Here is a 22,127-nt window from a genome sequence, read left to right as displayed (position 1 = left end):
TTGCCGACACGGCGTATGGTCAGGCGGCCGACCGTAGCTTCCCCCGCCATCGGCGAACCTCCATCGCCGAACTGAGCCGAGCCGAGGAGCCCCCATGAGACGCGCCGGTACCGCACTGCTGGCCGCCACCGCCTGCCTCGCCGCCTTGCCGGGCGCCCCGGCCTGGGCCAGGGGTTCCGGGCCCGGCGAAAGCCCGGCCGCGGCCAGGGCCGCGGTCGTCCCGCGGTGCACCGGCACCGCGCCCATCGTCTGCCATGCCGATGTCCCGCCGGGGACGTACGACGTGACGGCGGTCCTCGGCGGCGCCCGGGCGGGCTCCACCGGCGTCACCGCCGAGTCGCGGCGGACGATGCTCGCCGCCACGCCGACCGCCGCCGGGCAGCGGCTCATCCGCTCCTTCACCGTGAACGTACGCGAACCGGAGGGCGAGCCCACCGGGCCGAGTGGAAGCCCCGGGCTGGACCTCACCTTCGGCGGTGGGGCGCCGCGCCTCACCGGTCTGAAGGTCACCGAGATATCCAAGGCCGCCAAGTCCAGCGAGGCCGCCAAGGTCAGCGAGATGACCAAAGCCGCCCCCGGCCGCCGCCACCAGCTCTTCCTCGCCGGGGACTCCACCGTGTGCGACCAGCTCACCGCCCCGTACACCGGCTGGGGCCAGCAGCTGCCGCAGTTCTTCCGGCGCGGGCTGTCGGTCGCCAACTACGCCGACTCCGGCGAGAGTTCGGGCTCCTTCCTCGCCGATCCCCGGCTCTTCGCCACCATGCGCCCGCTGATCCGCCCGGGCGACACCGTCCTCGTCCAGTTCGCCCACAACGACAAGCAGACGACCGCCGCCGACTACCGCGCCAACCTCGGTGCGCTGCTCGACGGCGTACGGGCGCGCGGTGGCAAGCCCGTACTGGTCACCCCCATCGTGCGCCGCTGGTTCAACGACGACGGCACCCTCGACAACGCCACCGCCCTGCACATCAACGGCCTCGGGGTGAACCTGCCCGCCGAGATGCGCGCGCTGGCCGCCGAGCGGGGCGTACCGCTCATCGATCTGACCGCGCTCACCAAGCGGCTCGTGGAGGAGCTCGGCCCCGAGGGGTCCAAGCGGCTGTACCTCTACGACGAGGCCCGCGACAACACCCACACCTCCGCCCACGGGGCCACCGAGTTCGCGCGGCTGGTGCTCGGCGAACTGCGGGCCCAGCGCATCGTCCCCGCCGGGGTGCTCCGATGACCGGCCGCGCCCCGCGCCCCACGCCGCACCCCGCGCCGTGCCCCGCGCCAGGCCCCGCGCCAGGCCCCGCGCCGCGTCTCGCGCTGCCCCCGGAGGACCGCGACCTCAGCCCCCGCACCGGCTGGACCCGTGCCCACTGGGAGGCCGCCGCCGACGGACTCCTCGCCGCCGTCGCCCCGTACGCGACCCCTGGCGGCGCCCTCTACCCGCTCCCCGGCGACCGGCCGAGCTGGTCCGGCCCCCGCTCCGACGGCCTGGAAGGCTTCGCCCGGACGTTTCTGCTGGCCGCCTTCCGCGTCGCGGGCGCACGCGGCGCCGATCCCGGCGGGCTGCTGGAGCGGTACGCGGACGGGCTCGCCACCGGCACCGCACACCTCGGCACCGCACACTCCCTCACCGCACACCCCGGCGGCGACGGACCCGAGGACTGGCCCCGGATCGCCGACCGAAGCCAGCCGCTGGTCGAGTCCGCCTCCATCGCGCTCGGGCTGCGGCTCACCCGCCCCTGGCTGTGGGACCGGCTCGACGACGGCGTCCGGGAGCGGGTGGGAGCCTGGCTGGTGGAGGCGCTCACCGCCGAACCCGTGCCCAGCAACTGGGAGCTGTTCCCCGTCGCCGTCGGCGGCTTCCTCGCCGAGGCGGGCATCGAGCCCGAGGCCGCCCGCGCCGCCGTGGCGCGCGGGCTGGAGCGCATCGAGCCCTGGTACACCGGCGACGGCTGGTACAGCGACGGCGCGGGCCGCGCCTTCGACTACTACAACGGCTGGGCCCTGCACCTGTATCCGGCGCTCGAGGCATGGCTGTCCCGGGACGGCGAGCGGCTCACCCGCTACGGGGGCCGACTGGCCACCCATCTCGCCGACTACGCCCACCTCTTCGGCGCCGACGGCGCCCCGTTGCACCAGGGCCGCTCCCTGACGTACCGCTTCGCCGCCGCCGCGCCCCTGTGGCTGGGCGCCCTCACCGGCCACACCCCGCTCGGCCCCGGAACCACCCGCCGCCTCGCCTCCGGCGCCCTGCGCCACTTCCTCGACCGGGGCGCGACGACGGACCGGGGGCTGCTCTCGTCCGGCTGGTACGGCGCGTACGACGGCGTCCTCCAGCCGTACTCCGGCCCCGCCTCCCCGTACTGGGCCGCCAAGGGCTTCCTGGGACTGCTGCTCCCGGCCGACCACGAGGTGTGGACGGCGCGCGAGGAGCCGGGACCCGCCGAGCGCGCGGACGTGACGCGCGCCGTCCCCGGCCCCAACTGGCTGCTCCAGTCCACCGCGGACGACGGTCTGGTGCGGCTCCACAACCACGGCAGCGAACACCTCCCGCCGCCCGGCGACCCCGACCAGGACGACCCCCACTACGCCCGCCTCGCCTACTCCACGGCCACCGGCCCCTTCCCCTACGGCGTCGCCCCCGACAACCACTTCGGCCTGGTCCACGGCGGCCGGATCTCCCTGCGCACCGCGCTGGAGCCGCTGGGCGCGGGCGACGGCTGGGCCGCCTCGCGCCATCGGGCGCGGCTGGTGGGGGAGGAGCCGGCGGAGGGCGAGGAGGTGTGCGTCACCTCGCTGGTGCTGGTGCGCGGCGCCGTGGAGGTCCGGATCCACCTGGTGACCGGCGCCGCGCCGGGCCGGGCGGTCCGCCAGACGGGCTGGGCGGTCGCGGATCCCCCGGCGGCTGAGGAGGGGCCGCGGTCCGAACTGCTGCCGCTCCACGGCCTGATGAGGGACGGCGTCCTGCCCGCCGCCCCCACAGCCTTCGCCCGGCGCGCCGTCTCACCCGCGCTGGCCGGTGAGACGACGGGCCGCGCCGGGGGCGACCTCTTCCTTTGCCTCGCCCGGCTCACGGCCGACCCCGCCGCGCCCCCGCTGACCGACCTTGTCCGCGTCGCCGCCGCGGGCCCGGCGGACGGCGGGACCCATCTGGTGACGGTCAGCTGGTGGGACGGCGAGGTGCGGCGGGCGCGGCTCGGACCGGCGGGCGCGGTGCGGGTGGAGTAGCCGCGCCGGTCCGGGGCCTGCTGTGCAGGTCGAGTGGCCGCGCCGGTCCGGGGCCGGTCGCCAGGACCGGCCCCGGACCGTACGACCGTCAGCTCAACCGCGAGAAGGTGAACGAGAATTCGGCCGGTGCCGCGTCCAGGCGGTGCTCGTCCAGCACCCCCGGGCCGCAGGACTGGCTGCCGATGCCCTGCTGGCCGTGGTCGAGGTTCACCCACACCGTCTCGTTCGACGGTTCGAGATCCGGTGTGTGCTCGGCCGCGTCGAGTTGCTCGGTGGTCCAGCGGCGCGCGGTGAACCAGAAGGTCGGCTCGCCCTCGATGCGCACCCCCGATCCGTCGGGCGCGGTCAGCCGCGCCCAGCGGACGTCGATCCGGGCGCCGTTCTCCTGCGGACGGACGTACGGCGTCTGGAGTTCGTCCACCGACAGCGCCCACCGCCCCACGCGCGCGGCGGCCCGGGTGTCCGGGTACGCCTCGCCGGGGCCGCCGCCGAACCACTCGGCGTCGCCCAGCGCGGCCGGGACCCCGAACCGCAGGCCCAGGCGCGGCAGCGGGAAGGTCCACTCGCCGAGCGGGGTGACGGAGACCGCCAGGCTCAGCCGTCCGTCCCCGTCGGCGGTCCAGCGGTAGACCGTCTCCAGGCCGATGTCCACGGCGGCGGGCGCGACGCGGGTACGGACGGTCAGCGCACCGTCCGGCGTCGTCTCCACCGCGTCGGTCCGGTGCCGCATCCGGTGCAGTCCGAACCGGCGCCAGATCAGGCCCCAGCGCTCGTCCGGCTGCCAGGACGCGCCGTTGTCGTTGTCGGTGGGCGCGCGCCAGATGTCCAGCCGGGGCGGTTCGGTGACCGGGAGCCCGTCCAGGGACGTCAGGGCGCCGGTGGCCGCGTCGAAGACGCCGGGGCCGAGCACGATCCGGCCGCCGTCGCGGCGCGGCGCCGCCCCGGAGGCCAGGGCGCGCGCCCGGCCGGTGCCGGGTGCGGTGGCGGGGAGCTGGGCCCAGGCCACCGGATGGCCCGCCCCGGCCCACGCCGTCGCGGCCGCCAGCCGCGCCTCGACCGTCCACCACGCCTCCGCCCCCGCCTCGGCGTCGGGCGGCGCCGGGAGCTTCAGAACGGCCGACTCGCCCGGGGGCAGCGGCTCCACCGCCAGCTCACCCGAGCCGATCGCCTCGCCCTCGGCCTCATAGGTCCAGGAGAAGACGAGATGGGACAGGTCCGCGAAGTCATGGCCGTTGGTGATCCGGACCGTGCCGTCGGCCCCGTCGCCCTCGATCCGCACCGGCTCGATGACCTTCTTGTACTCGATCAGGCCGGGGGAGGGGGTGCGGTCGGGGAAGACCAGCCCGTCGCACACGAAGTTCCCGTCGTGCAGCTCCTCGCCGAAGTCGCCGCCGTACACGTGGTAGAAGCGGCCGTCGGGGGCGCGCCGGGTGAAGCCGTGGTCGATCCACTCCCAGACGAAACCGCCCTGGCAGCGCTCATGCTCCTGGAACAGCCGCTGGTACTCGCTCAGCCCGCCGGGTCCGTTGCCCATGGCGTGCGCGTACTCGCACTCGATGAACGGCAGCGCCCGGCGCTTCGCGTCCAGCTCCGGATCGCCCCACGGCGGCTCGGCGCGCCGGCCGATCTGGTCGACCTCCTCGTGCGGCGCGTACATCCGCGAGTAGACGTCGGTGTCGGCGCAGGACAGATCGCCCTCGTAGTGGATCACCCGGGACGGGTCGCGCTCCCGGATCCAGTCGGCCATGGCGGACAGCCCGCGCCCGGTGCCGCACTCGTTGCCCAGCGACCACATCACCACCGACGGGTGGTTCTTGTCGCGCTCGACCATCCGCTCGGCGCGGTCGAGCAGCGCCGGGGTCCAGCGGTCGTCGTCCACCGGGTTGTTCCGCCAGTCCAGGTCGACGAAGCCATGGGTCTCCAGATCGCATTCGTCGATGACCCACAGCCCCAGCTCGTCGCAGAGCCCGAGGAAGGCCGGATGCGGCGGATAGTGGCTGGTGCGCACGGCGTTGATGTTGTGCTGCTTCATCAGCACCAGATCGCGGCGCATGGTCGCGAGGTCCACCGCCCGGCCGTACTCCGGGTGGAACTCATGGCGGTTGACGCCGCGGAAGAGCACCCGCCGGCCGTTGACCTTGAGCAGCCCGTCCTCGACCACCACGGTACGGAAGCCCACCCGCAGCGAGACGCTCTCGCCCACGGTGGTCAGCCGCGCCTCGTACAGCCGGGGCGTCTCCGCCGTCCACGGCTCGACGGGGACGGTGGCGCTCTCCCCGGTGGCCAGGTCGAGACCCAGCTCGGGCACGGTGACCCGGCCGCCGGGGTCGGAGTCGATCCGCAGCGTGCCCTCGCCGCTGGTGTGGTCGTACGAGGCGTGGACGAAGTAGTCGTCGAGCGCGCCCTCGGGGCGGTGCTCGAGCGTCACCTCACGGAAGATCCCGGGCAGCCACCACTGGTCCTGGTCCTCGAGATAGGTTCCGGAGGACCACTGGTGGACGCGTACGGCCAGCACGTTGCCCGACGGCTGGAGCAGCCCCCCGACCGCGAACTCGTGCGGCAGCCGGCTGCCCTTGAAGGTGCCCAGCTCCTCGCCGTTGAGCCAGACCCGGGCGCAGGACTCGACGCCCTCGAAGCGCAGGGCCGCGTCCCCGCCGGCCGGCCAGTCGCCGGGCAGGTCGAAGACGCGCAGATGGTCGCCGGTCGGGTTCTCGTCGGGCACCCGCGGCGGATCCACCGGGAAGGGGTAGCGCACATTGGTGTAGATCGGTGCCCCGTGGCCGTGCAGCACCCAGTGGCCGGGCACCGGGAGTTCGTCCCAGCCGCGGGCGTCGAAGCCGGGGCGGGCGAAGGAGTCGTCCTCGGCGGTGGCGGTCGGCGACAGCCGGAACGACCACGTTCCGTTCAGGCTCAGCCGCGCGGCGTCGGAGGACGGGGTCCAGGGGCGGGGCGGCAGCGCTCCCGCGCCGGGGGAGACGTCCTCGTAGTAGGGCAGTGGCGTGTGCTGCGTGGAGCTCATCGACTCTCCTCGGTCAGCCCTTGATACCGGTCTGTGCGACCCCCTGCACCAGCCAGCGCTGCAGGAACACGAAGACCAGGACAAGTGGCAGGATCGATACGGCCGTTGCCATGAAGATCAGGTGGATGTTGATGGTCTGGGCGGTCATATAGGAGGACAGCGCGACCTGCACGGTCCATGAACTCTGATCCTGGCCGATGACCAGCGGCCACAGGAAGGCGTTCCAGCCGCTGATGAAGGTGATGACCGAGATCGCGGCGAAGAAGTTGAGCGAGTTCGGCACCACGATGCGCCAGTACGCCCCCCAGTAGCCGAGCCCGTCCACCCGGGCCGCCTCCTCCAGCTCCTTGGGGAAGCCGAGGAAGTACTGGCGGAAGAGGAACGCGGTGAACCCGCTGAACAGCCCCGGGATGATCAGACCGCGCAGCGAGGAGACCCAGCCGAGCGAGGACACCAGCACATAGCTCGGCACGAAGGTCACGGCCGCCGGGACCATCAGGGTGAACAGCACCGCGTACAGCACCTTGTTCGCGTGCCGGTACGGGATGCGGGCCAGGCCGTATCCGGCCAGGGAGCAGACCAGCAGGGTGCCCAGGGTGTGCAGCACGGCCACCACCGTGGAGTTCCACAGGGCCTGCGCGAACGGCACCGAGGGGTCGTCGAACAGCTCCCTGACGTTCCCCCACTGGAGGTCGGCGGGGAAGAACCGCCAGCTCTCACCGGTGATGTCCGCGTCGGTGGACAGGGCGTTGCGGACGATCAGATAGAAGGGCACCAGGAACAGCACCGTCGCCACGCCGAGGGCGAGGTACAGCCCGGTGTTGCCCATGACCGAGCGCGCGGAGCGCTTGCGGGCCCCCGTGGGCCCGGGCGTCGTGGCGGTCACTTCTCAGCACCCCTTCCGAAGCCGAGGAACCTGCCCTGGGCCAGGGTCACCAGCGCGATCAGCAGGGCGAGGATCAGGGCGCCCGCGCTGGCGTGGCCGTAGTCCTGGTTGGCGCCGAGCGCCTGGAGATAGAGGTCGACCAGGGGCGGCCGGCCCCAGGTGGCCCGGCCCTCGTCGAGGATGTTGTAGAACTCGTCGAACGCCTGGTACGCCGCGATGAGCAGCAGCAGGACGACCGCGACCGAGGTGGCGCGCAGCTGCGGCAGGGTGATGTGGCGGAACGTCTGCCAGCCGGGTTTCGCGCCGTCCACGGCGGCCGCCTCGTACAGCTCACGCGGGATGTTCTGCAGCGCCGCCAGGAAGAGGATCATGTAGAAGCCGCACTGCAGCCACAGCCGGGCGGAGCAGATCACCAGCCAGTACCAGGGCGGGTGCGGGGAGGCCAGCCAGGCGACGGAGTCGATGCCGAACCAGCCCAGCACGGTGTTCATCATCCCGTAGCGCAACCCGTTGAACAGCGACATCTTCCACACCAGCGAGGCCACGACGAAGCTGCACGCGGTGGGGAGGAAGAAGACCGACCGGAAGAACGCCTTCATGAAGCGGATGCGGTGGACCAGCAGCGCGAGGGTGAGGGAGAGGGCGTAGGTGATCGGCACGATGATCGCGGCGAAGATCGTGAAGTTGACGAGACTGTCCACGAAATCGCCGTCGCCGAGCATATCGGCGTAGTTGTCGAGGCCGACGAACTCGGTGGGGGCGACGGTGCCCTGGGCGTTGTGCAGGCTCAGCCAGAGGCTCCAGCCGATCGGCACGTAGACGAAGACGATCAGCCCGATCAGGAACGGGCCGGTGAACAGCCAGAAGTTGAGGGTGCGGCCGCGGGAGCCGCCGAAACCCCGCGGCCGTCGTCGGGCGGGGGCCGCTCCTCGGGCCGTTCGGCCCTTGGCGGCGCTGTGGGTGGGTGTGGTGGTCGCCATGACGGTTCCGGTCGCCGGCCTATCCGAGCTTCTTCAGCGCGCGCTCGATCTTCTTGTCGGCGCTGTCGAGTTCGGCTTCGGGATCCTTGCTGTCGCGCACCGAATTGACCACCGCGTCGAGCAGGATGTTGAACATCCCCTCGGTCCAGTACGGGTCGTCGAAGACCCCGTGGGTGTTGAACAGCTCGACCGCCTCGGCCGCCACCCCGCTCTTGAGCTTGTCCGCCCCTGCGGCGATGCTCTTGCGCGCGGGGATGTGGAACCCGTAGTCGAGCGCCCACTCCTGCTGGTACTTCTTCTGGCCGATCCACAGCCATTTGACGAATGCCTTGGCCGCGTCGACGTCCTTGGCCTTGGCGGACACATAGGTGGACCAGCCGCCGTTGTAGACCACCTGGCGTCCCGCGGCGCCGGACTTGGGGAAGGGGAAGATCCCGAAGTCGTCGCCGAACGCCTTCTGGATCGCCGGTATCGCCCAGATGCCACACCATTGGATGGCACACAGGCCCTGGAGGAAACTGGCCGGGTCCCAGACCTCGGTCGGGGCGCCCAGCAGCAGTGACTTGCTCTTGTAGAGCTCCCGCGCCTTGGTGAGGGTCTCCACGAGATTGTCGGTGTGGTAGGCGATTCTGTGGTCCGCGTCCAGATAGTGCGGGCCGGTGGACCACACCAGCGGCTTGCTGATGGTCTTGAGGTTCTGGCCGATGTAGAGCCCCTTGACCTTGCCGCTGGTGAGTTTGTGCGCGGCGTCGATCAGCTCGTCGAAGGTGGCCGGAGGCTTGACCCCGGCCTTCTCGAAGAGGGACTTGCGGTAGAAGAAGAACTGCGGATCGTCGATCATGCGGATGCCGTAGACCTTCCCGTCCACGGAATTCGCCGCGATGTCCTCCGGCAGGAAGTCGTCCTTGACATCGGCGATGATGTCGTCGAGCGGAACGATCTGCCGGGAGCGCACCAGCTGGAGATCGGGGTGGTACTCGAAGACATCCGGAGCCCCGGATCCCAGCAGGGTGGTCGCCAGTTTCGACTCGTATTCGCCCGGCACCCATTCGATGGTGACCTTGGCCTTGTCGTAGGCGTCGGCGAACTTCTTCGCGGCCTGCTGGGTGCCCTGCTCTCCATAGGCGTGGTACATCTGCTTGATCGACTTACCGCCGCCGCCCGAGCGGCCGGTGTTCGAACCGCAGGCGGCGAGTCCGCCGAGGGCCGCCACTCCACCCATCGCGCGCAGCACGCCGCGGCGGTCCCAGTCCCTGCCTCTGCTGATGTTCGACATATGACGTCCTCGTCTCCGTCGCCGCCAGGTTCCGTCACGTTCCTTGGTGCAGCGGGACGTTAGCCATAGACGAAGACTTCGGCAAGGGGTTAGACGAAGTGGGTGCGGTAAGGGTGGTGACGTTGCGGCAGGGCGATGTCGGGCGGTTCGAGGCGTCGAACGAAAGGGGTGCGGAAGCCGCCATGGGAACGCTCCCATGGTGTTCCTCGGACAGCGTTCCTCAGGCCGTGCCGCGGTTCCTCGGCGTGGTGCGGCGGTTCTTCAGACCCACCGACGCCAGCGAGCCTTCCAGGGCGAAGGTCGCCGCGCCGAGACTCACGGGGTTGGACGGGATCGGGCACAGCACGATCTCGGTGTTCGCCAGCGGGCGGCGCAGCGCGCGCACCGCCACCGCCTCGCGTACCTCGGCGAGCAGCGGCTCACCGAGGGCCGCCGCCACCCAGCTGCTGAGCACGATCACTTCCGGGTTGAGCAGATTGACCAGATCGGCGAGGGCGGCGCCGAGGTAGCGCGCGGTGGCCCGCACGACCTTCATGGCCACCGGATCGCCCTCCGCCAGGCCCCGGCCGAGCGCCTCGATGGTGGCCGTCTGGTCGTCCGGGTGCAGCAGCGGGCTGTCCGGGCTCAGCTCGCGCAGGTTCCGCATGATGCCGGGGGCGCCGACATAGGTCTCCACACAGCCCTGGTTGCCGCAGTGGCACTGTCGTCCGTCCATGATGAGGGTGGTGTGCCCCCACTCCCCGGCGCTGTTGCTGACCCCGCGGTGCAGGGTGCCGCCGAGCGCCAGCCCGGCCCCCACGCCCGTACCGAGGTTGACCACCACGGCGTCGTTCCGCCCGCGAGCCGCCCCGAACCACTGCTCGGCCACCGTGCAGGCGCGCAGCGGATTGTCGAGGTGGAGGGGGTAGGGGATGTGCTCGGCCAGCAGCCGCAGCAGCGGGACGTCATGCCAGTCCCAGTTGGGGGCGAAGACCGAGACCCCGCCCTCGCGGTCCACCTGGCCCGGCATGCTGACGCCGACGCCCAGCACCCGGTCCGCGGCCACATCCGCCTGCTCGACCACCGAGGACACGGCGGCGGCGATATGCGCCACCACCCTGGCCGGGTCGTTCTCCGCCGGGCGCAACTCCTCGTCGGCGCGGGCCAGGACGGTCAGTGCCAGGTCGAACAGCTCGACATGGATATACGTCTCCGCCACATCCACGCCGATCAGCGCGCCGCCCGAGGAGTTGACCGCGACCAGTCCGCGCGGCCGGCCGCCGTCGGAGTCCTCGTAGCCGACCTCGACCAGCATCCCGAGGTCGAGCAGCTCACCGACGAGATTCGCCACGGTGGCCAGGCTCAGCTCGGTGGCGGCGGCCACTTCCTGCCGGGAGACGGTGGATCGGGCCACGATATGGCGCAGCACCCCGTAGCGGTTGGCGGTGCGTATATCGCGGGACGTGCGCTTCACGCCGGAATCCCCTCTGCGCGGGCGGGTGCTGCTGTGTCGCGGGTGCCGCGCCAGGCTAGAGTGTGGGCCAGACCATAGACAACCCCTTCGACCAACCCTTGTACGAAGCGTCGGGACAACTGGTGGAGCCGGGGAGCGGGACCTGCCCGGCGGATGGGACCCATAATGCCGTCGACCGCGCCCGCGTGCGGCGCTTAGCCTGACCGCCATGAGCGACCTCACGAGCGACCTGCAGACGATCCATGGCGTCCCCGTCCTGATGTGTGCCGCCGAGGGCGAGACCATCGGCGGTGAACGCGACGCGCTGGATCTCATCGGCAACGCCGGATATCAGGGCGCCCAGTGGGTCGTCATCCCGGTCGAGCGGTTCGACGAGGCGTTCTTCCGGCTGAGCACGCGCGTGGCCGGGGACATCATCCAGAAGTTCGTGCAGTACGCCATGGGGCTGGTGGTCCTCGGCGACATCTCCCGTCATACGGAGGACAGTTCGGCGCTGCGGGACTTCGTCCGTGAGTGCGACCGGGGACGGCAGACGTGGTTCCTGGCGGATGTCGAGGAACTGCGGGAGCGGCTGAAGAGCTGAGGGGCTGAGGGCTGAACGGAAGGCTCAGCCCGCCTTGAGCACCGCGCGGACGACGGGCCCGGCGGCATCCCCGCCGTGCCCACCGCCGGTGACCACGGCGGCGGCCGCCACATCGTTCCGGTAGGCGGTGAACCAGGCGTTGGTCTTGGGCTGGCCGTCGATCTCGGCCGAACCCGTCTTGGCGCCGATGTCGCCGGTGAGCCCGGACATCGCCCGGGCGGCGGTGCCGCTGGTCGCGGTCAGCCGCATCATGGCCTTCAGCTGCGAGACGGTGGCCGGGCTGAGGCTGCGGTCGCTGGTGGCGATCTCCCGGTGGTCGACGGAGCGCGGCACGAGGACGGGCTGTTTGAAGGTGCCCGTCCGGGCGGTGGCCGCGACCGAGGCGATGGTGAGCGGGTTCATCTGGACCGTGCCCTGGCCGATCATGGCCGCGGCCTTGTCGTCGCCGCTTCCGTTCGGCACCTCGCCGTCGAAGGTGGTGACCCCCACCCGCCAGTTCAGCCCGAGCCCGAACACGGTCCGCGCCTCCTGGGCCAGCGCACCATCGGGCACGGCCCCGGCGAGCGAGACGAACGCGGTGTTGCAGGACGCCGCGAAGTCCTGGGCGAAGGTGGCGGCCGGGTTCTCGCTGTCCTCGACGTTGTGGAACATCATGCCCTGTGCGTACGCCGCCGTCTTCGGGCACGGCACCGGGCGGCTCGGGCTGACCCTGCCCGCCTCCAGCAGGGTGGCCGCGGTCACTATCTTGAACGTGGACCCCGGTGCCGTCTGCCCCTGCAACGCGGCGTTGAACTCGGCCTGGTCGGAGTTGGCCACCGCCAGGATCTCCCCGGTGCTGGGCTTGAGCGCCACCACGGAGGCACCGTCGCGCGTGGCCACCGCCTTCTCCGCGCGCTGCTGCGTCCCGGCGTCGAGAGTCGTGCGCAGCGTTCCCGGGGTGCCCTTCGTCACCACATGGAGCGTGGCTCCGGCGGTCCCGTCGGGCTTGACCGCCGAGACCTCCACCCGGGCCGTGCCGCCCGCGTCGGCCCCGTATCTCGCACGCAGCGCGATCAGCACCGGGTCGAGCGAGGGATAGCGGCCCTGCCGCAACTCCTCGCCGTCGCGGTCCAGCACCCGGACCGGCGGATTGTCCGCCAGATCCGTCCGTACGGACTCATTGGCGCCCAGCTCGGGGTGGAGGACGGAGGGCCGCCAGTCGACCAGCGGCTTCTTGGTCGTCCGGCCGCGCACCACGGTCAGCCGTGATGTGTAGGTCCAGCTGGATCGGGCCTTGCCGAAGACCACTTGCGCCTTGATGGTGAACGGGACCGTGGTGCCCCGCGCCGTGCCCGGGGTGGCCGTCACCCTCTTCACATGCCCGTCGTCGCGATAGCCGCTGAGGGCGCCGATGGCCGACTCGGCGTCGTTGGTGAGCCCGGCGGCGAGCATGTCGTTGCCGTCCGCCCACGCGTCCAGGAACTCCCGCGCGGTCCGCCGGGCCTCGTCCCCGGTCACCGGACCGTCATGGGCCGCGGTGGTGTCGCCGCCGGTCACGCCCGTGTAGAGGTTGTATCCGCCGTAGCCGGCGACCCCCAGGAGCCCCACTGACAGTGCCCCTAAGACGACCTTCCCCACCGCCCGCATGGCGTCCCCCCGATTTTCACCTGTGGCCGGCCGCTTTCACCTTCGTGGGTGGCGCGGGCCGTTGCGCGCATCGCCCCCGTGCCCGCTCAGGCGGCCTTTTCCACCTCGCCGCGCAACGCCCGTGTGTAGATCTTCAGCAACCGGCTGTACTCGGCCCGCTCCGAAGGCCGCAGTGCCCGGCCGGCCCGGGCCCGGAGGAAGACGCGTATCGCCTCGTTGGCCTGGTCGGTGGCGGGTGTGGTCAGTAAGGCAGGTTGGTGAGTAGGAGTCGGACGCATGACCATAAGAGTAGAGGCCCCTACCGACAATGGCATCGGCGTAAACCGCCCAACAGCGGTGTTACCGGCGGTATGTGAGGAAGACCGCATCCCCCGCGCAGGTGTTCCCCTCTATGTCCCCATGGCATATGCCCCGCCATGGTGGAGGTATGCCTCCCGGGCTCCCCTGGCGTTCCATCAGCTCTGACCAGCGGATTCCGGCCCGGCGAGGATCACTTCGAGGGTGCGGGGGCCGTGGACGCCTTCCACGCGGTCCAGTTCGATGTCGCTGGTCGCGGACGGTCCCGAGATCCAGGTCAACGGACGGACCGGGTCCAGGCGTTCGAGCGCCTCCGGGACGGAGTCCACGACCTGGTCGGTGACGCGGATCACGCAGATGTGGTGGTCGGGCACCAGGGTGATGCGGCGACGGCCCTGGTCGGGGGCGGCGTCCAGGACCACGGTGCCCGTCTCGGCGATGGCCACCGCGCAGCCCGTCACCACGCTGGAGACCGCGTCCAGGTCGTGCGGGGTCAGCTCCGCCGTGTCCGGAACCCGGCGCACCGTGTCGGGGACGTCGGAGAGCCAGGAGCCGGGGAGGCCCGGGGGCACGGCCACGCTGGTCGCGCCGCGGTCGGCGAGGAGGCGGGCGATCAGGGCCGGGAGGGACGACGGGGCGTCGGCGCGGTGGACGAGCGCACGGTAGTCGGCCAGGTTCTCCGCAAGGAGGTCCACGGTCCGGGCGGCGGTGCGGTCGCCGTGAACGCGGTGGTAGGTGCGCTCGACCGGCACCTCCCCGGGTGTCTCGGTACGCGGCACATCGGTCAGGGCACGGCGGATGCGGGCCATGACCAGGGCGCGCGAGTCCAGGGCCTGGGTGGTGGGGTGTTGGGCGGCGGGGTCTTGGGTGCCGGGATTTTGGGTGCCGGGATTTTGAGCGGCGCGGTTTTGGGAGCCGGGGCGGTGTGCGCCGGGGTTCCGGGAGCCGGGGTCTCGCGAGGTCATGTGGTCTTCTTCCTTCCCTCCGTGCCGCTCCCGGTGCCGCTCCCGCCCCGGGTGCGCTGCCACCAGTCGCGGAACGACTCCTCCGGCACCTTCGGCAGCTCCCGCGTATCGCTCCACGCCCGCCCCGGACCGGGCAGCCGGCGCGGATGGAAGCGGCGGGTGCGGGAGGCCAGCCGCTGGCCGGTGCGCAGCAGCCGGGGGTGGTCCAGGGCCCAGCGGGCGGCGCGCATCGCGGCGCGCTCGGCGGCGTGGCCCTTGGCGGGCTTGATGACCGTACGGGTGCCACGGACGGAGGCGGGGCCGCCCTCGACCACCCGCTCGCGCAGGTGGACCAGGATCTCCGGGATGTCGATGGCGACCGGGCACACCTCGTAGCACGCCCCGCACAGGGACGAGGCGTACGGGAGCGAGGCGTCCAGTTCGCTCTGGGTGCCCCGCAGTTGGGGGGTGAGGATCGCGCCGATGGGGCCCGGGTACGCCGATCCGTACGCATGGCCGCCCGCCCGCTCGTACACCGGGCACACATTGAGACACGCCGAGCAGCGGATGCAGCGCAGCGCCTGCCGTCCCACGGTGTCCGCGAGGGTGTCGGTGCGGCCGTTGTCGAGCAGGACGAGGTGGAAGGCGCGCGGGCCGTCGGCGTCCGTGGTGCCGGTCCAGGTGGACGTGTACGGGTTCATCCGCTCGGCGGTCGAGGAGCGCGGCAGGAGCTGTAGGAAGACCTCCAGGTCCTGGAAGGTGGGGACCACCTTCTCGATGCCGACGACGGAGATCAGCGTCTCGGGGAGGGTCAGGCACATCCGGCCGTTGCCCTCGGACTCCACGACCACGAGGGTGCCGGTCTCCGCGACCATGAAGTTGGCGCCGGAGATCCCCACCTTGGCGTTCAGGAACTTCTCGCGAAGGTGGAGCCGTGCGGCCTCGGCGAGGTCGGCGGGCGCGTCGGTCAGCCCCTCCGGGGCCGGGCGGCCCCACTGGGACATCTTCTCCGTGAAGATGTCCCGGATCTCGCCCCGGTTGCGGTGGATCGCCGGGACCAGGATGTGCGACGGGAGGTCGTCGCCGAGCTGCACGATCAGCTCGGCGAGATCGGTCTCGTACGCCGTGATCCCGGCGGTGGCGAGGGCCCCGTTCAGGCCGATCTCCTGCGTGGCCATCGACTTGACCTTGACGACCTCGCGCTCGCCCGTGGCCCGCACCAGCTCGGTGACGATCCGGTTCGCCTCGTCCGCGTCCGCCGCCCAGTGGACCTGGCCGCCGGCCGCCGTGACCGCGCTCTCCAGCTGCTCCAGATACTGGTCGAGATGGCGCAGCGTACGGTCCTTGATGGCCGCGCCCGCGGCGCGCAGCCGCGACCAGTCGTCCAGCTCGGCCACGGCCGCGGCGCGCTTGGCGCGGATGGTGTGGGTGGCGTGGCGGAGGTTGGCGCGCAGCTGGGTGTTCCGGGTCGAGGCGTCGGCCGCCTGCGGGAAGGCGGGCATTCCCAGGTAGGTGGCCTGGTGGGTTCCGCGCTGGGCTCCGCTTGGGGCTCCGCTTTGGGTTCCGCTTTGGGTTCCGCTCGCCTGCTGGTCTCCGTGCACCTGGTGGGTTCCGCTCACCAGACGTCTCCTTCCGTGCTGGCCAGGATCTCGGCGAGGTGGACGGGGCGGACCGTGGAGCCCTGGCGGGCCAGTGTGCCGCCGATGTGCAGCTGGCAGGAGTTGTCGAGCGTGCACACCGCCTCGGCGCCGGTCGCCGTGATGTTGCGCGCCTTGTCCGCCCCCATGGCCGCCGATACGGCCGCGTTCTTGACGGCGAACGTACCGCCGAAGCCACAGCACTCCTCGGCACCCGGCAGCTCCACCAGGTTCAGCCCCTTCACGGCGGCGAGGAGCGAGCGCGGGCGGTCGCCGAGCTTCAGCATCCGCAGGCCGTGGCAGGTGGGGTGGTAGGTCACGGTGTGCGGATAGTACGCACCGACATCCGTGACCTTCAGGACGTCCGTGAGGAATTCGGTGAGCTCGTACGTCTTGGGGACCGCCTCGGCCGCCGCGTCCGCGAGCTCCTGGCCCCGCCCCTCGGCGGCGGCCTTCGCGCCCATCCGGGGGTAGTTGTCCCGCACCATCGCCGCGCACGACCCCGAGGGGGTCACCACGTATTCGTAGTCGCGGAACGCCATGGCGTAGCGGCGCAACAGCGGTTCGGTCTCGTGGCGGTAACCGGTGTTGAACTGCGGCTGCCCGCAACAGCTCTGCGCCTCCGGGAAGCCGACTTCCACGCCGAGCCGCTCGAGGAGCGTGACCACGGCTTGGCCGGTGCGCGGATAGAGGGTGTCGTTGACGCAGGTGATGAAGAGCGCTACGCGCACGGTTCCTCCTCGTCGCCCTGGCCGGTGGCGGCCCTAGCCTGGCCGGTGGCGGCCCTTGTGACCTGTGCGTCTCCGAGCCGGGCGGCTGCCCGGTCCCACGCCGAATGATCACCTGTGGGCTCATACTGCCTCAGTGGCTGGGTGCTGTGAAGCAGGGCGCGCAACTCGGGCAGGCCGCCGGTGATCGCTCCCGCCGTCCGGGCCTGGACCAGTACGTTTCCAAGGGCCGCCGCCTCGGCCGGGCCCGCGATCACGGGGAGGCCGCAGGCATCGGCGGTGAGCTGGCACAACAGCGTGTTGTGCACACCGCCGCCCACGATGTGCACGGCGCTGACCCTGCGGCCGGACAGCCGGGTGGCGTCCTCGATCGCGCGGCGGTGGGCCAGGGCGAGGGAGTCAAGGACGCAGCGGGTGGTCTCGGCCGGGGTGCGGGGGACGGGCTGACCGGTGCGGCGGCAGGCGTCGGCGATGCGGTCGGGCATGTGGTGGGGGGCGATGAAGGCGGGGTCGCCGGCGTCGACGACTGAGCGGAGGGGGGTGGCTTGGGCCGCGGCTTGTAGTAGGGCGGTGAGGTCTGTGGCGGTGGTTTGGGGGGTTTGCGTTTTTTCCGCGGTCCAGGTGCGGATGCACTCCTGGAGCATCCACAGGCCCATGATGTTGCGCAGATAGCGGACCGTGCCGTCCACGCCCAGCTCATTGGTGAAGTTGGCCGCGCGGCTCTCCTCCGTGAGCACCGGCGCGTCCAGCTCGAGCCCGGCGAGCGACCAGGTGCCGGTGGCGATGTACGCGAAGTCGGGTGTGGTGGCCGGGACCCCGACTACGGCGGACGCGGTGTCGTGCGAGCCGACGGCGGTGACGGGGAGGGGGTGCGTTATGCCCGTCTCGGTGAGAACGTCCTGGCGCAGGGTTCCGGCGGGGTCGCCGGGGCGGCGCAGGGGAGGGAAGAGCGAGAGGTCGATGCCCAGGGCCTCCGCCACCGGGGCGGCCCAGTCGCGGGTGCGGGGGTCGATCAGCTGGGTGGTGGAGGCGTTGGTCAGCTCGGTGCCCAGCTCGCCGGTCAGCCAGTACGAGATGAGGTCGGGGATGAGGAGGAGGCGGTGGGCGGCGGTGAGGGCGGGGGTGCCCTGCGCCGCCATGAGCTGGTAGATGGTGTTGAAGGGGAGGTGTTGGATGCCGGTGGCGGCGTAGAGGGCTCGGGGCGGGAGCGCGGCCGCGACCCTTTCGGCGGCGCCGGTGGTGCGGGCGTCGCGGTAGTGGACGGGGTTGGCGAGCAGGGTGCCGTCGCCGGCGAGCAGGCCGTAGTCCACGGCCCAGGTGTCGATGCCGATGCTGGTCAGGCCGTCGCCCGTATGCGCGGAAGCTGCCTTGAGGCCGTTCAGGACGCCCTGGTGGAGCGACAGGATGTCCCAGTGCAGGGTGCCCAGGACGCGGGTTGGCTGGTTGGGGAAGCGGTGCGCCTCGTGGAGGGTCAGCCGTTCGGGGGCGACCTCCCCGACGATGACGCGGCCGCTGGACGCACCGAGGTCTACGGCGGCGAAGCGGTGTTCTGTGGCGGGCACGTGGACCTCGTGGTGGGTGCGTGGGTGGTGGGGTGCTTGGTGGTTGCTGTGGTTCGTACGGGGCGGGGGCCGGGGCCTCCGGGGCGGGGCCCTGGACCGTATATTTACGGCGCCATTGACCGGGGACTTGCGTGGGCCGGAGATCGGCGCCACAAATACACGTAAGCGTCCAGGACCCCACCCCTCCGACCCCGTCCCCCTCACGCGCGTGTCAGCGCAGGAACGCCGCCGCGACACCGGCGTCGACCGGGACGTGCAGACCCGTGGTGTGGCTCAGGTCGCCGCCGACGAGGGCGAAGACTGCGTTCGCCACATGGGAGGGGAGCACTTCGCGCTTGAGCAGGGTGCGTTGGGCGTAGAACTCGCCCAGCTTCTCCTCGGGGACGCCGTACACGGCCGCGCGCTGTGCGCCCCAGCCGCCTGCGAAGATGCCGGAGCCCTGGACTACGCCGTCGGGGTTCACGCCGTTGACGCGGATGCCGTGCCCGCCCAATTCGGCTGCCAGGAGTCGGACTTGATGGGCCTGGTCGGCCTTGGTCGCGGAGTAGGCGATGTTGTTCGGGCCCGCGAACACGGCGTTCTTGGACGTGATGTACACGATGTCACCGCCCATGTTCTGGGCGATGAAGGTCCTTGCCGCTTCGCGGGAGGCCAGGAAGCTGCCTCGCGCCATGATGTTGTGCTGGAGGTCCCAGTCGGCGGTGGTGGTGTCGAGGAGCGGTTTGGAGATGCTGATCCCGGCGTTGTTGACGAGGATGTCCACGCCGCCGAAGGCCAGCGCCGCTTGTTCGAACGCCGCCTTGATCTGCTCTTCGGAGGTGACGTCGGCGGTGACCGCCGTGGCCTTGTCCGGGCCGCCGAGCTCTTGGGCCACGGCTTGCGCCGACTCCGGGTTGACGTCCGCGACTACGACGCATGCGCCCTCGGCCACGAGGCGGTGGGCGATCGCCTTGCCGATACCGGAGCCCGCGCCGGTCACCAGGGCGATGCGGGTGGCGAGGGGCTTGGGCTTGGGCATGCGCTGGAGCTTGGCTTCCTCGAGCGCCCAGTACTCGATGCGGAACTTCTCCGACTCCTCGATGGGGGAGTAGGTGGAAACCGCTTCGGCGCCGCGCATGACGTTGATCGCGTTGACGTAGAACTCGCCTGCCACGCGGGCCGTTTGCTTGTCCTTGCCGTAGCTGAACATCCCGATGCCGGGGATCAGCACGATGGCGGGATCCGCGCCACGCATGGGCGGAGAGTCGGGGGTGGCGTGGCGGTCGTAGTAGGCCGCGTAGCCGGTGCGGTACGCGGTGTGGAGTTCCCTGAGGCGGTCGATCGTCGTGTCGAGGGGCGAGTCCGGGGGGAGGTCCAGGACCAGGGGGCGGACCTTGGTGCGCAGGAAGTGGTCCGGGCAGGAGGTGCCGAGGGCCGCCAGTCGGGGGTGTTCGGCGCGGGAGACGAAGTCCAGGACGGTGTCGCTGTCCGTGAAGTGACCGACCTGGGGGCGGTCGGTGGAGGCCAGGCCCCGGATCACCGGGGCCAGGGCGGCCGCACGGGCGCGGCGCTCGGCTTCGGGGAGGGTGGGGTGGACGACGGGGCCGAACGGGTCCGCCTTGCCGCGTGCGGTGAGGAACTCCTCGGCGGTGCGGATGATGCGGAGCGAGTTCGCCTCGCACGCGTCGGAGGTGTCGCCCCAGGCGGTGATGCCGTGGCCGCCGAGGACGCAGCCGATGGCCTGCGGATTGGCCTTCTTGATGGCGGCGATGTCCAGGCCCAGCTGGAAGCCGGGGCGGCGCCAGGGCGCCCAGACGACCTGGTTGCCGAAACACTCCTTGGTGAGCGCCTCGCCGTCGGCGGCGCACGCGAGGGCGATACCGGAGTCGGGGTGGAGGTGGTCGACATGGGCGGCGTCCACCAGGCCGTGCATGGCGGTGTCGATGGACGGCGCGGCCCCGCCCTTGCCGTGCAGGCAGTAGTCGAACGCCGCGACCATCTCGTCCTCGCGGTCCACCCCGGGATAGACACCGGTGAGCGCACGAAGGCGGTCCAGCCGGAGCGCGGCGAGCCCGGAGCGGGTGAGGGTGCCCAGATCGCCACCGGAGCCCTTGACCCACATCAGCTCGACGTCCTGGCCGGTGACGGGATCGGTCGCGGTGCCCTTGGCGGAGGTGTTTCCCCCCGCGTAGTTGGTATTACGCGGATCAGCGCCCAACCGGTGCGAGCGCCCCAACAGCGCGCCCGCCTCGGGATGTGGTTCTGCGGTCATCAGGATTCCTCCGTGGTTACCCCGGCCTTCAGGCCGGGGAGGAAACGGACTCCTACGGAGCGGGGCGGGAAAAGCCGAAGGGGCGTCAGAGCGATCCGACGTAGACCAGCCACCGGTCGACAGCTGCCGCTCACACTGGAGATGATAAAATGTGAGGTGTGGCGCGGCAGGTCAAGCGGGCGTTCAAGTACCGCTTTTACCCCACGGACGAGCAGGCAGCGGAGCTGTCCCGCACGTTCGGCTGCGTCCGCCTCGTGTACAACAAGGCGCTGGAGGAGCGCACGCGAGCCTGGTACGGCGAGCAGCGCCGCATCTCCTACGTGCAGTCCTCCGCCGCGCTGACGGAGTGGAAGAAGACCGAGGAACTCGCCTTCCTGTGCGAGGTGTCCTCCGTCCCGCTCCAGCAGGCGCTGCGCCATCTTCAGACGGCGTTCGGGAACTTCTTCGCCAAGCGGGCCAGGTACCCCCGGTACAAGAGCCGGAAGCAGTCCCGGGCGTCGGCCGAGTACACCCGCAGCGCCTTCACATGGCGCGACGGAACACTGACTCTGGCGAAGATGGCCGGGTCGCTGGACATTCGCTGGTCGCGCCCCCTGCCGGAGGGTGCGGAGCCGACGACGGTGACCGTGTCCCGCGACAGGGCAGGCCGCTGGTTCGTCTCCCTGCTCGTCGAGGACACCATCGCCCCTGCCCCCGCCACGAGTGCGGCGGTCGGCCTGGACGCCGGGATCACCTCTCTGGTGACCCTGTCCACCGGGGAGAAGATCGCCAACCGGGCCAGGGCCCGGGTGAAGGTGGCCCGCGTCCACGCCCGCATCGCCGACCGGCGCCGGGACTCCCTTCACAAGCTGACCACTCGTCTCGTCCGTGAGAACCAAACGGTCGTGATTGAGGACCTGACTGTCCGCAACCTGCTGAAGAACAGCCGCCTCGCGCGCGCCATCTCGGACGCGGCATGGGCGAACCTGCGCATGATGCTGGAGTACAAGTGCGCCTGGTACGGGCGCGAGCTCGTCGTGATCGACCGCTGGTTCCCGTCCAGCAAGCTGTGCGGGAACTGCGGCACGGTCCGCGAGAAGCTGCCGTTGAACGTCCGCGAGTGGACGTGCGACTGCGGCGCCGTGCATGACCGCGACGTGAACGCGGCACGCAACATCCTGGCCGCCGGGCTGGCGGCGTCTGCCTGTGGAGACGGTGTAAGACCTCAACGGGAGTCCTCCCGGACGGGGCGGTCGTCGGTGAAGCAGGAAACCCAGCGGGCGACCGCTGGAATCCTCCGCCGTTAGGCGGGGGAGGAAGTCAGTACGCCCGACGCGGGCGGCAGCTTATGGGTGAAAGTCCCTACGAGCAGAGGTGAGACTAACTCGATAGCCGAACGGCAACTGCGTCTCCGTGAGGAGGGGTGGGAAGGAAGCCGAAGGCAAAACCGGGTACCGATGTACAAGAATCGCATTGGAGGCCACGTGTCCAGGGTAAGGCGGCTGATGACGTCGATGCCCGTTCTCACCAAGAATGGCGCGGGGTATATGCGGCGGGCATCCGGGGAAAGTTGTCGTCTTTATTCGGGGAGATCTGTCCGGGTGTCACCTGTAACCGTGTGATGGCGGAGATCGTGACGATCGTCGGGAGCAATCCCGCTGATTTGCCGGGCAGAAGTCAGCAGAGG

16 protein-coding genes are annotated in these 22,127 nt (G+C 71.1%); 4 read left to right on the top strand and 12 right to left on the bottom strand.

The genetic code is table 11. The features are described 5' to 3' along the window. Positions 1-94 precede the first annotated feature (94 nt). Positions 95-1,225, top strand: coding sequence for a rhamnogalacturonan acetylesterase (locus tag LIV37_RS09500; protein ID WP_020866893.1), 1,131 nt, complete (start codon positions 95-97; stop codon positions 1,223-1,225). Beyond that, positions 1,222-3,219, top strand: a complete 1,998-nt coding sequence (locus tag LIV37_RS09495) for a DUF2264 domain-containing protein (protein ID WP_020866892.1) — start codon at positions 1,222-1,224, stop codon at positions 3,217-3,219. Before LIV37_RS09500 ends, LIV37_RS09495 begins: the two co-directional genes overlap by 4 nt. Before the next feature lie 88 nt (positions 3,220-3,307). Here the strand turns inward: LIV37_RS09495 and LIV37_RS09490 are convergent, their stop codons facing one another. The 5 genes from LIV37_RS09490 to LIV37_RS09470 all read right to left on the bottom strand — a co-directional run bounded on the left by LIV37_RS09490 (position 3,308) and on the right by LIV37_RS09470 (position 10,833). Next, positions 3,308-6,238: a glycoside hydrolase family 2 TIM barrel-domain containing protein gene (locus LIV37_RS09490; RefSeq protein ID WP_121825655.1), complete on the bottom strand. Its 2,931-nt coding sequence runs from the start codon at positions 6,236-6,238 to the stop codon at positions 3,308-3,310. Positions 6,239-6,251: 13 nt separating this feature from the next. Next, positions 6,252-7,067 carry a carbohydrate ABC transporter permease gene (locus tag LIV37_RS09485; RefSeq protein WP_121826139.1) on the bottom strand — a complete coding sequence of 272 codons (816 nt, stop codon included), beginning with the start codon at positions 7,065-7,067 and terminating at the stop codon, positions 6,252-6,254. A 53-nt stretch (positions 7,068-7,120) separates the two neighbouring features. Next, on the bottom strand, positions 7,121-8,104 hold the full coding sequence (locus LIV37_RS09480) for a carbohydrate ABC transporter permease (RefSeq protein WP_020866890.1): 984 nt from the start codon (positions 8,102-8,104) through the stop codon (positions 7,121-7,123). 19 nt (positions 8,105-8,123) lie between these two features. Next, positions 8,124-9,380, bottom strand: a complete 1,257-nt coding sequence (locus LIV37_RS09475) for an ABC transporter substrate-binding protein (RefSeq protein WP_020866889.1) — start codon at positions 9,378-9,380, stop codon at positions 8,124-8,126. A 220-nt stretch (positions 9,381-9,600) separates the two neighbouring features. Beyond that, positions 9,601-10,833: an ROK family protein gene (locus LIV37_RS09470; RefSeq protein ID WP_020866888.1), complete on the bottom strand. Its 1,233-nt coding sequence runs from the start codon at positions 10,831-10,833 to the stop codon at positions 9,601-9,603. Between the two features lie 208 nt (positions 10,834-11,041). Here LIV37_RS09470 and LIV37_RS09465 point away from each other — a divergent pair, with 208 nt between their 5' ends. After that, positions 11,042-11,416 (top strand): DUF4180 domain-containing protein, encoded by a 375-nt coding sequence (locus LIV37_RS09465; protein WP_020866887.1) that lies wholly within the window; start codon positions 11,042-11,044, stop codon positions 11,414-11,416. Between the two features lie 24 nt (positions 11,417-11,440). Here the strand turns inward: LIV37_RS09465 and LIV37_RS09460 are convergent, their stop codons facing one another. The 7 genes from LIV37_RS09460 to LIV37_RS09430 all read right to left on the bottom strand — a co-directional run bounded on the left by LIV37_RS09460 (position 11,441) and on the right by LIV37_RS09430 (position 20,461). Next, positions 11,441-13,042, bottom strand: a complete 1,602-nt coding sequence (locus tag LIV37_RS09460) for a penicillin-binding transpeptidase domain-containing protein (RefSeq protein ID WP_121825656.1) — start codon at positions 13,040-13,042, stop codon at positions 11,441-11,443. An 86-nt stretch (positions 13,043-13,128) separates the two neighbouring features. After that, positions 13,129-13,320 (bottom strand): hypothetical protein, encoded by a 192-nt coding sequence (locus LIV37_RS09455; protein ID WP_044581061.1) that lies wholly within the window; start codon positions 13,318-13,320, stop codon positions 13,129-13,131. A gap of 177 nt (positions 13,321-13,497) precedes the next feature. Beyond that, positions 13,498-14,169, bottom strand: a complete 672-nt coding sequence (locus LIV37_RS09450; protein ID WP_121826140.1) for a LutC/YkgG family protein — start codon at positions 14,167-14,169, stop codon at positions 13,498-13,500. Between the two features lie 131 nt (positions 14,170-14,300). Beyond that, on the bottom strand, positions 14,301-15,785 hold the full coding sequence (locus LIV37_RS09445) for a lactate utilization protein B (protein ID WP_020866884.1): 1,485 nt from the start codon (positions 15,783-15,785) through the stop codon (positions 14,301-14,303). 113 nt (positions 15,786-15,898) lie between these two features. Beyond that, on the bottom strand, positions 15,899-16,651 hold the full coding sequence (locus tag LIV37_RS09440) for a (Fe-S)-binding protein (protein WP_020866883.1): 753 nt from the start codon (positions 16,649-16,651) through the stop codon (positions 15,899-15,901). After that, a complete protein-coding gene (locus tag LIV37_RS09435; protein ID WP_020866882.1) occupies positions 16,642-18,210 on the bottom strand; it encodes a rhamnulokinase in 1,569 nt (522 codons plus the stop codon). The genes LIV37_RS09440 and LIV37_RS09435 overlap by 10 nt, the downstream gene beginning before the upstream one ends. A gap of 211 nt (positions 18,211-18,421) precedes the next feature. Then, positions 18,422-20,461 (bottom strand): bifunctional rhamnulose-1-phosphate aldolase/short-chain dehydrogenase, encoded by a 2,040-nt coding sequence (locus LIV37_RS09430; protein ID WP_020866881.1) that lies wholly within the window; start codon positions 20,459-20,461, stop codon positions 18,422-18,424. A 158-nt stretch (positions 20,462-20,619) separates the two neighbouring features. Between LIV37_RS09430 and LIV37_RS09425 the strand changes: the two genes are divergently transcribed. Next, positions 20,620-21,747 carry an RNA-guided endonuclease InsQ/TnpB family protein gene (locus LIV37_RS09425; RefSeq protein ID WP_020866880.1) on the top strand — a complete coding sequence of 376 codons (1,128 nt, stop codon included), beginning with the start codon at positions 20,620-20,622 and terminating at the stop codon, positions 21,745-21,747. Positions 21,748-22,127 lie beyond the last annotated feature (380 nt).

Source organism: Streptomyces rapamycinicus NRRL 5491 (assembly GCF_024298965.1).
In the GTDB taxonomy this organism is placed as follows: Bacteria; Actinomycetota; Actinomycetes; order Streptomycetales; family Streptomycetaceae; genus Streptomyces; species Streptomyces rapamycinicus.
This window is presented reverse-complemented; position numbering and strand designations above follow the sequence as displayed.

Bases quoted from the DNA above. Each gene is read 5' to 3' on its own strand.
- LIV37_RS09500 (WP_020866893.1), top strand. From the start codon at position 95: ATGAGACGCGCCGGTACCGCACTGCTGGCCGCCACCGCCTGCCTCGCC.
- LIV37_RS09495 (WP_020866892.1), top strand. From the start codon at position 1,222: ATGACCGGCCGCGCCCCGCGCCCCACGCCGCACCCCGCGCCGTGCCCC.
- LIV37_RS09490 (WP_121825655.1), bottom strand. From the start codon at position 6,238: ATGAGCTCCACGCAGCACACGCCACTGCCCTACTACGAGGACGTCTCC.
- LIV37_RS09485 (WP_121826139.1), bottom strand. From the start codon at position 7,067: ATGGGCAACACCGGGCTGTACCTCGCCCTCGGCGTGGCGACGGTGCTG.
- LIV37_RS09480 (WP_020866890.1), bottom strand. From the start codon at position 8,104: ATGGCGACCACCACACCCACCCACAGCGCCGCCAAGGGCCGAACGGCC.
- LIV37_RS09475 (WP_020866889.1), bottom strand. From the start codon at position 9,380: ATGTCGAACATCAGCAGAGGCAGGGACTGGGACCGCCGCGGCGTGCTG.
- LIV37_RS09465 (WP_020866887.1), top strand. From the start codon at position 11,042: ATGAGCGACCTCACGAGCGACCTGCAGACGATCCATGGCGTCCCCGTC.
- LIV37_RS09460 (WP_121825656.1), bottom strand. From the start codon at position 13,042: ATGCGGGCGGTGGGGAAGGTCGTCTTAGGGGCACTGTCAGTGGGGCTC.
- LIV37_RS09455 (WP_044581061.1), bottom strand. From the start codon at position 13,320: ATGCGTCCGACTCCTACTCACCAACCTGCCTTACTGACCACACCCGCC.
- LIV37_RS09445 (WP_020866884.1), bottom strand. From the start codon at position 15,785: ATGCCCGCCTTCCCGCAGGCGGCCGACGCCTCGACCCGGAACACCCAG.
- LIV37_RS09430 (WP_020866881.1), bottom strand. From the start codon at position 20,461: ATGACCGCAGAACCACATCCCGAGGCGGGCGCGCTGTTGGGGCGCTCG.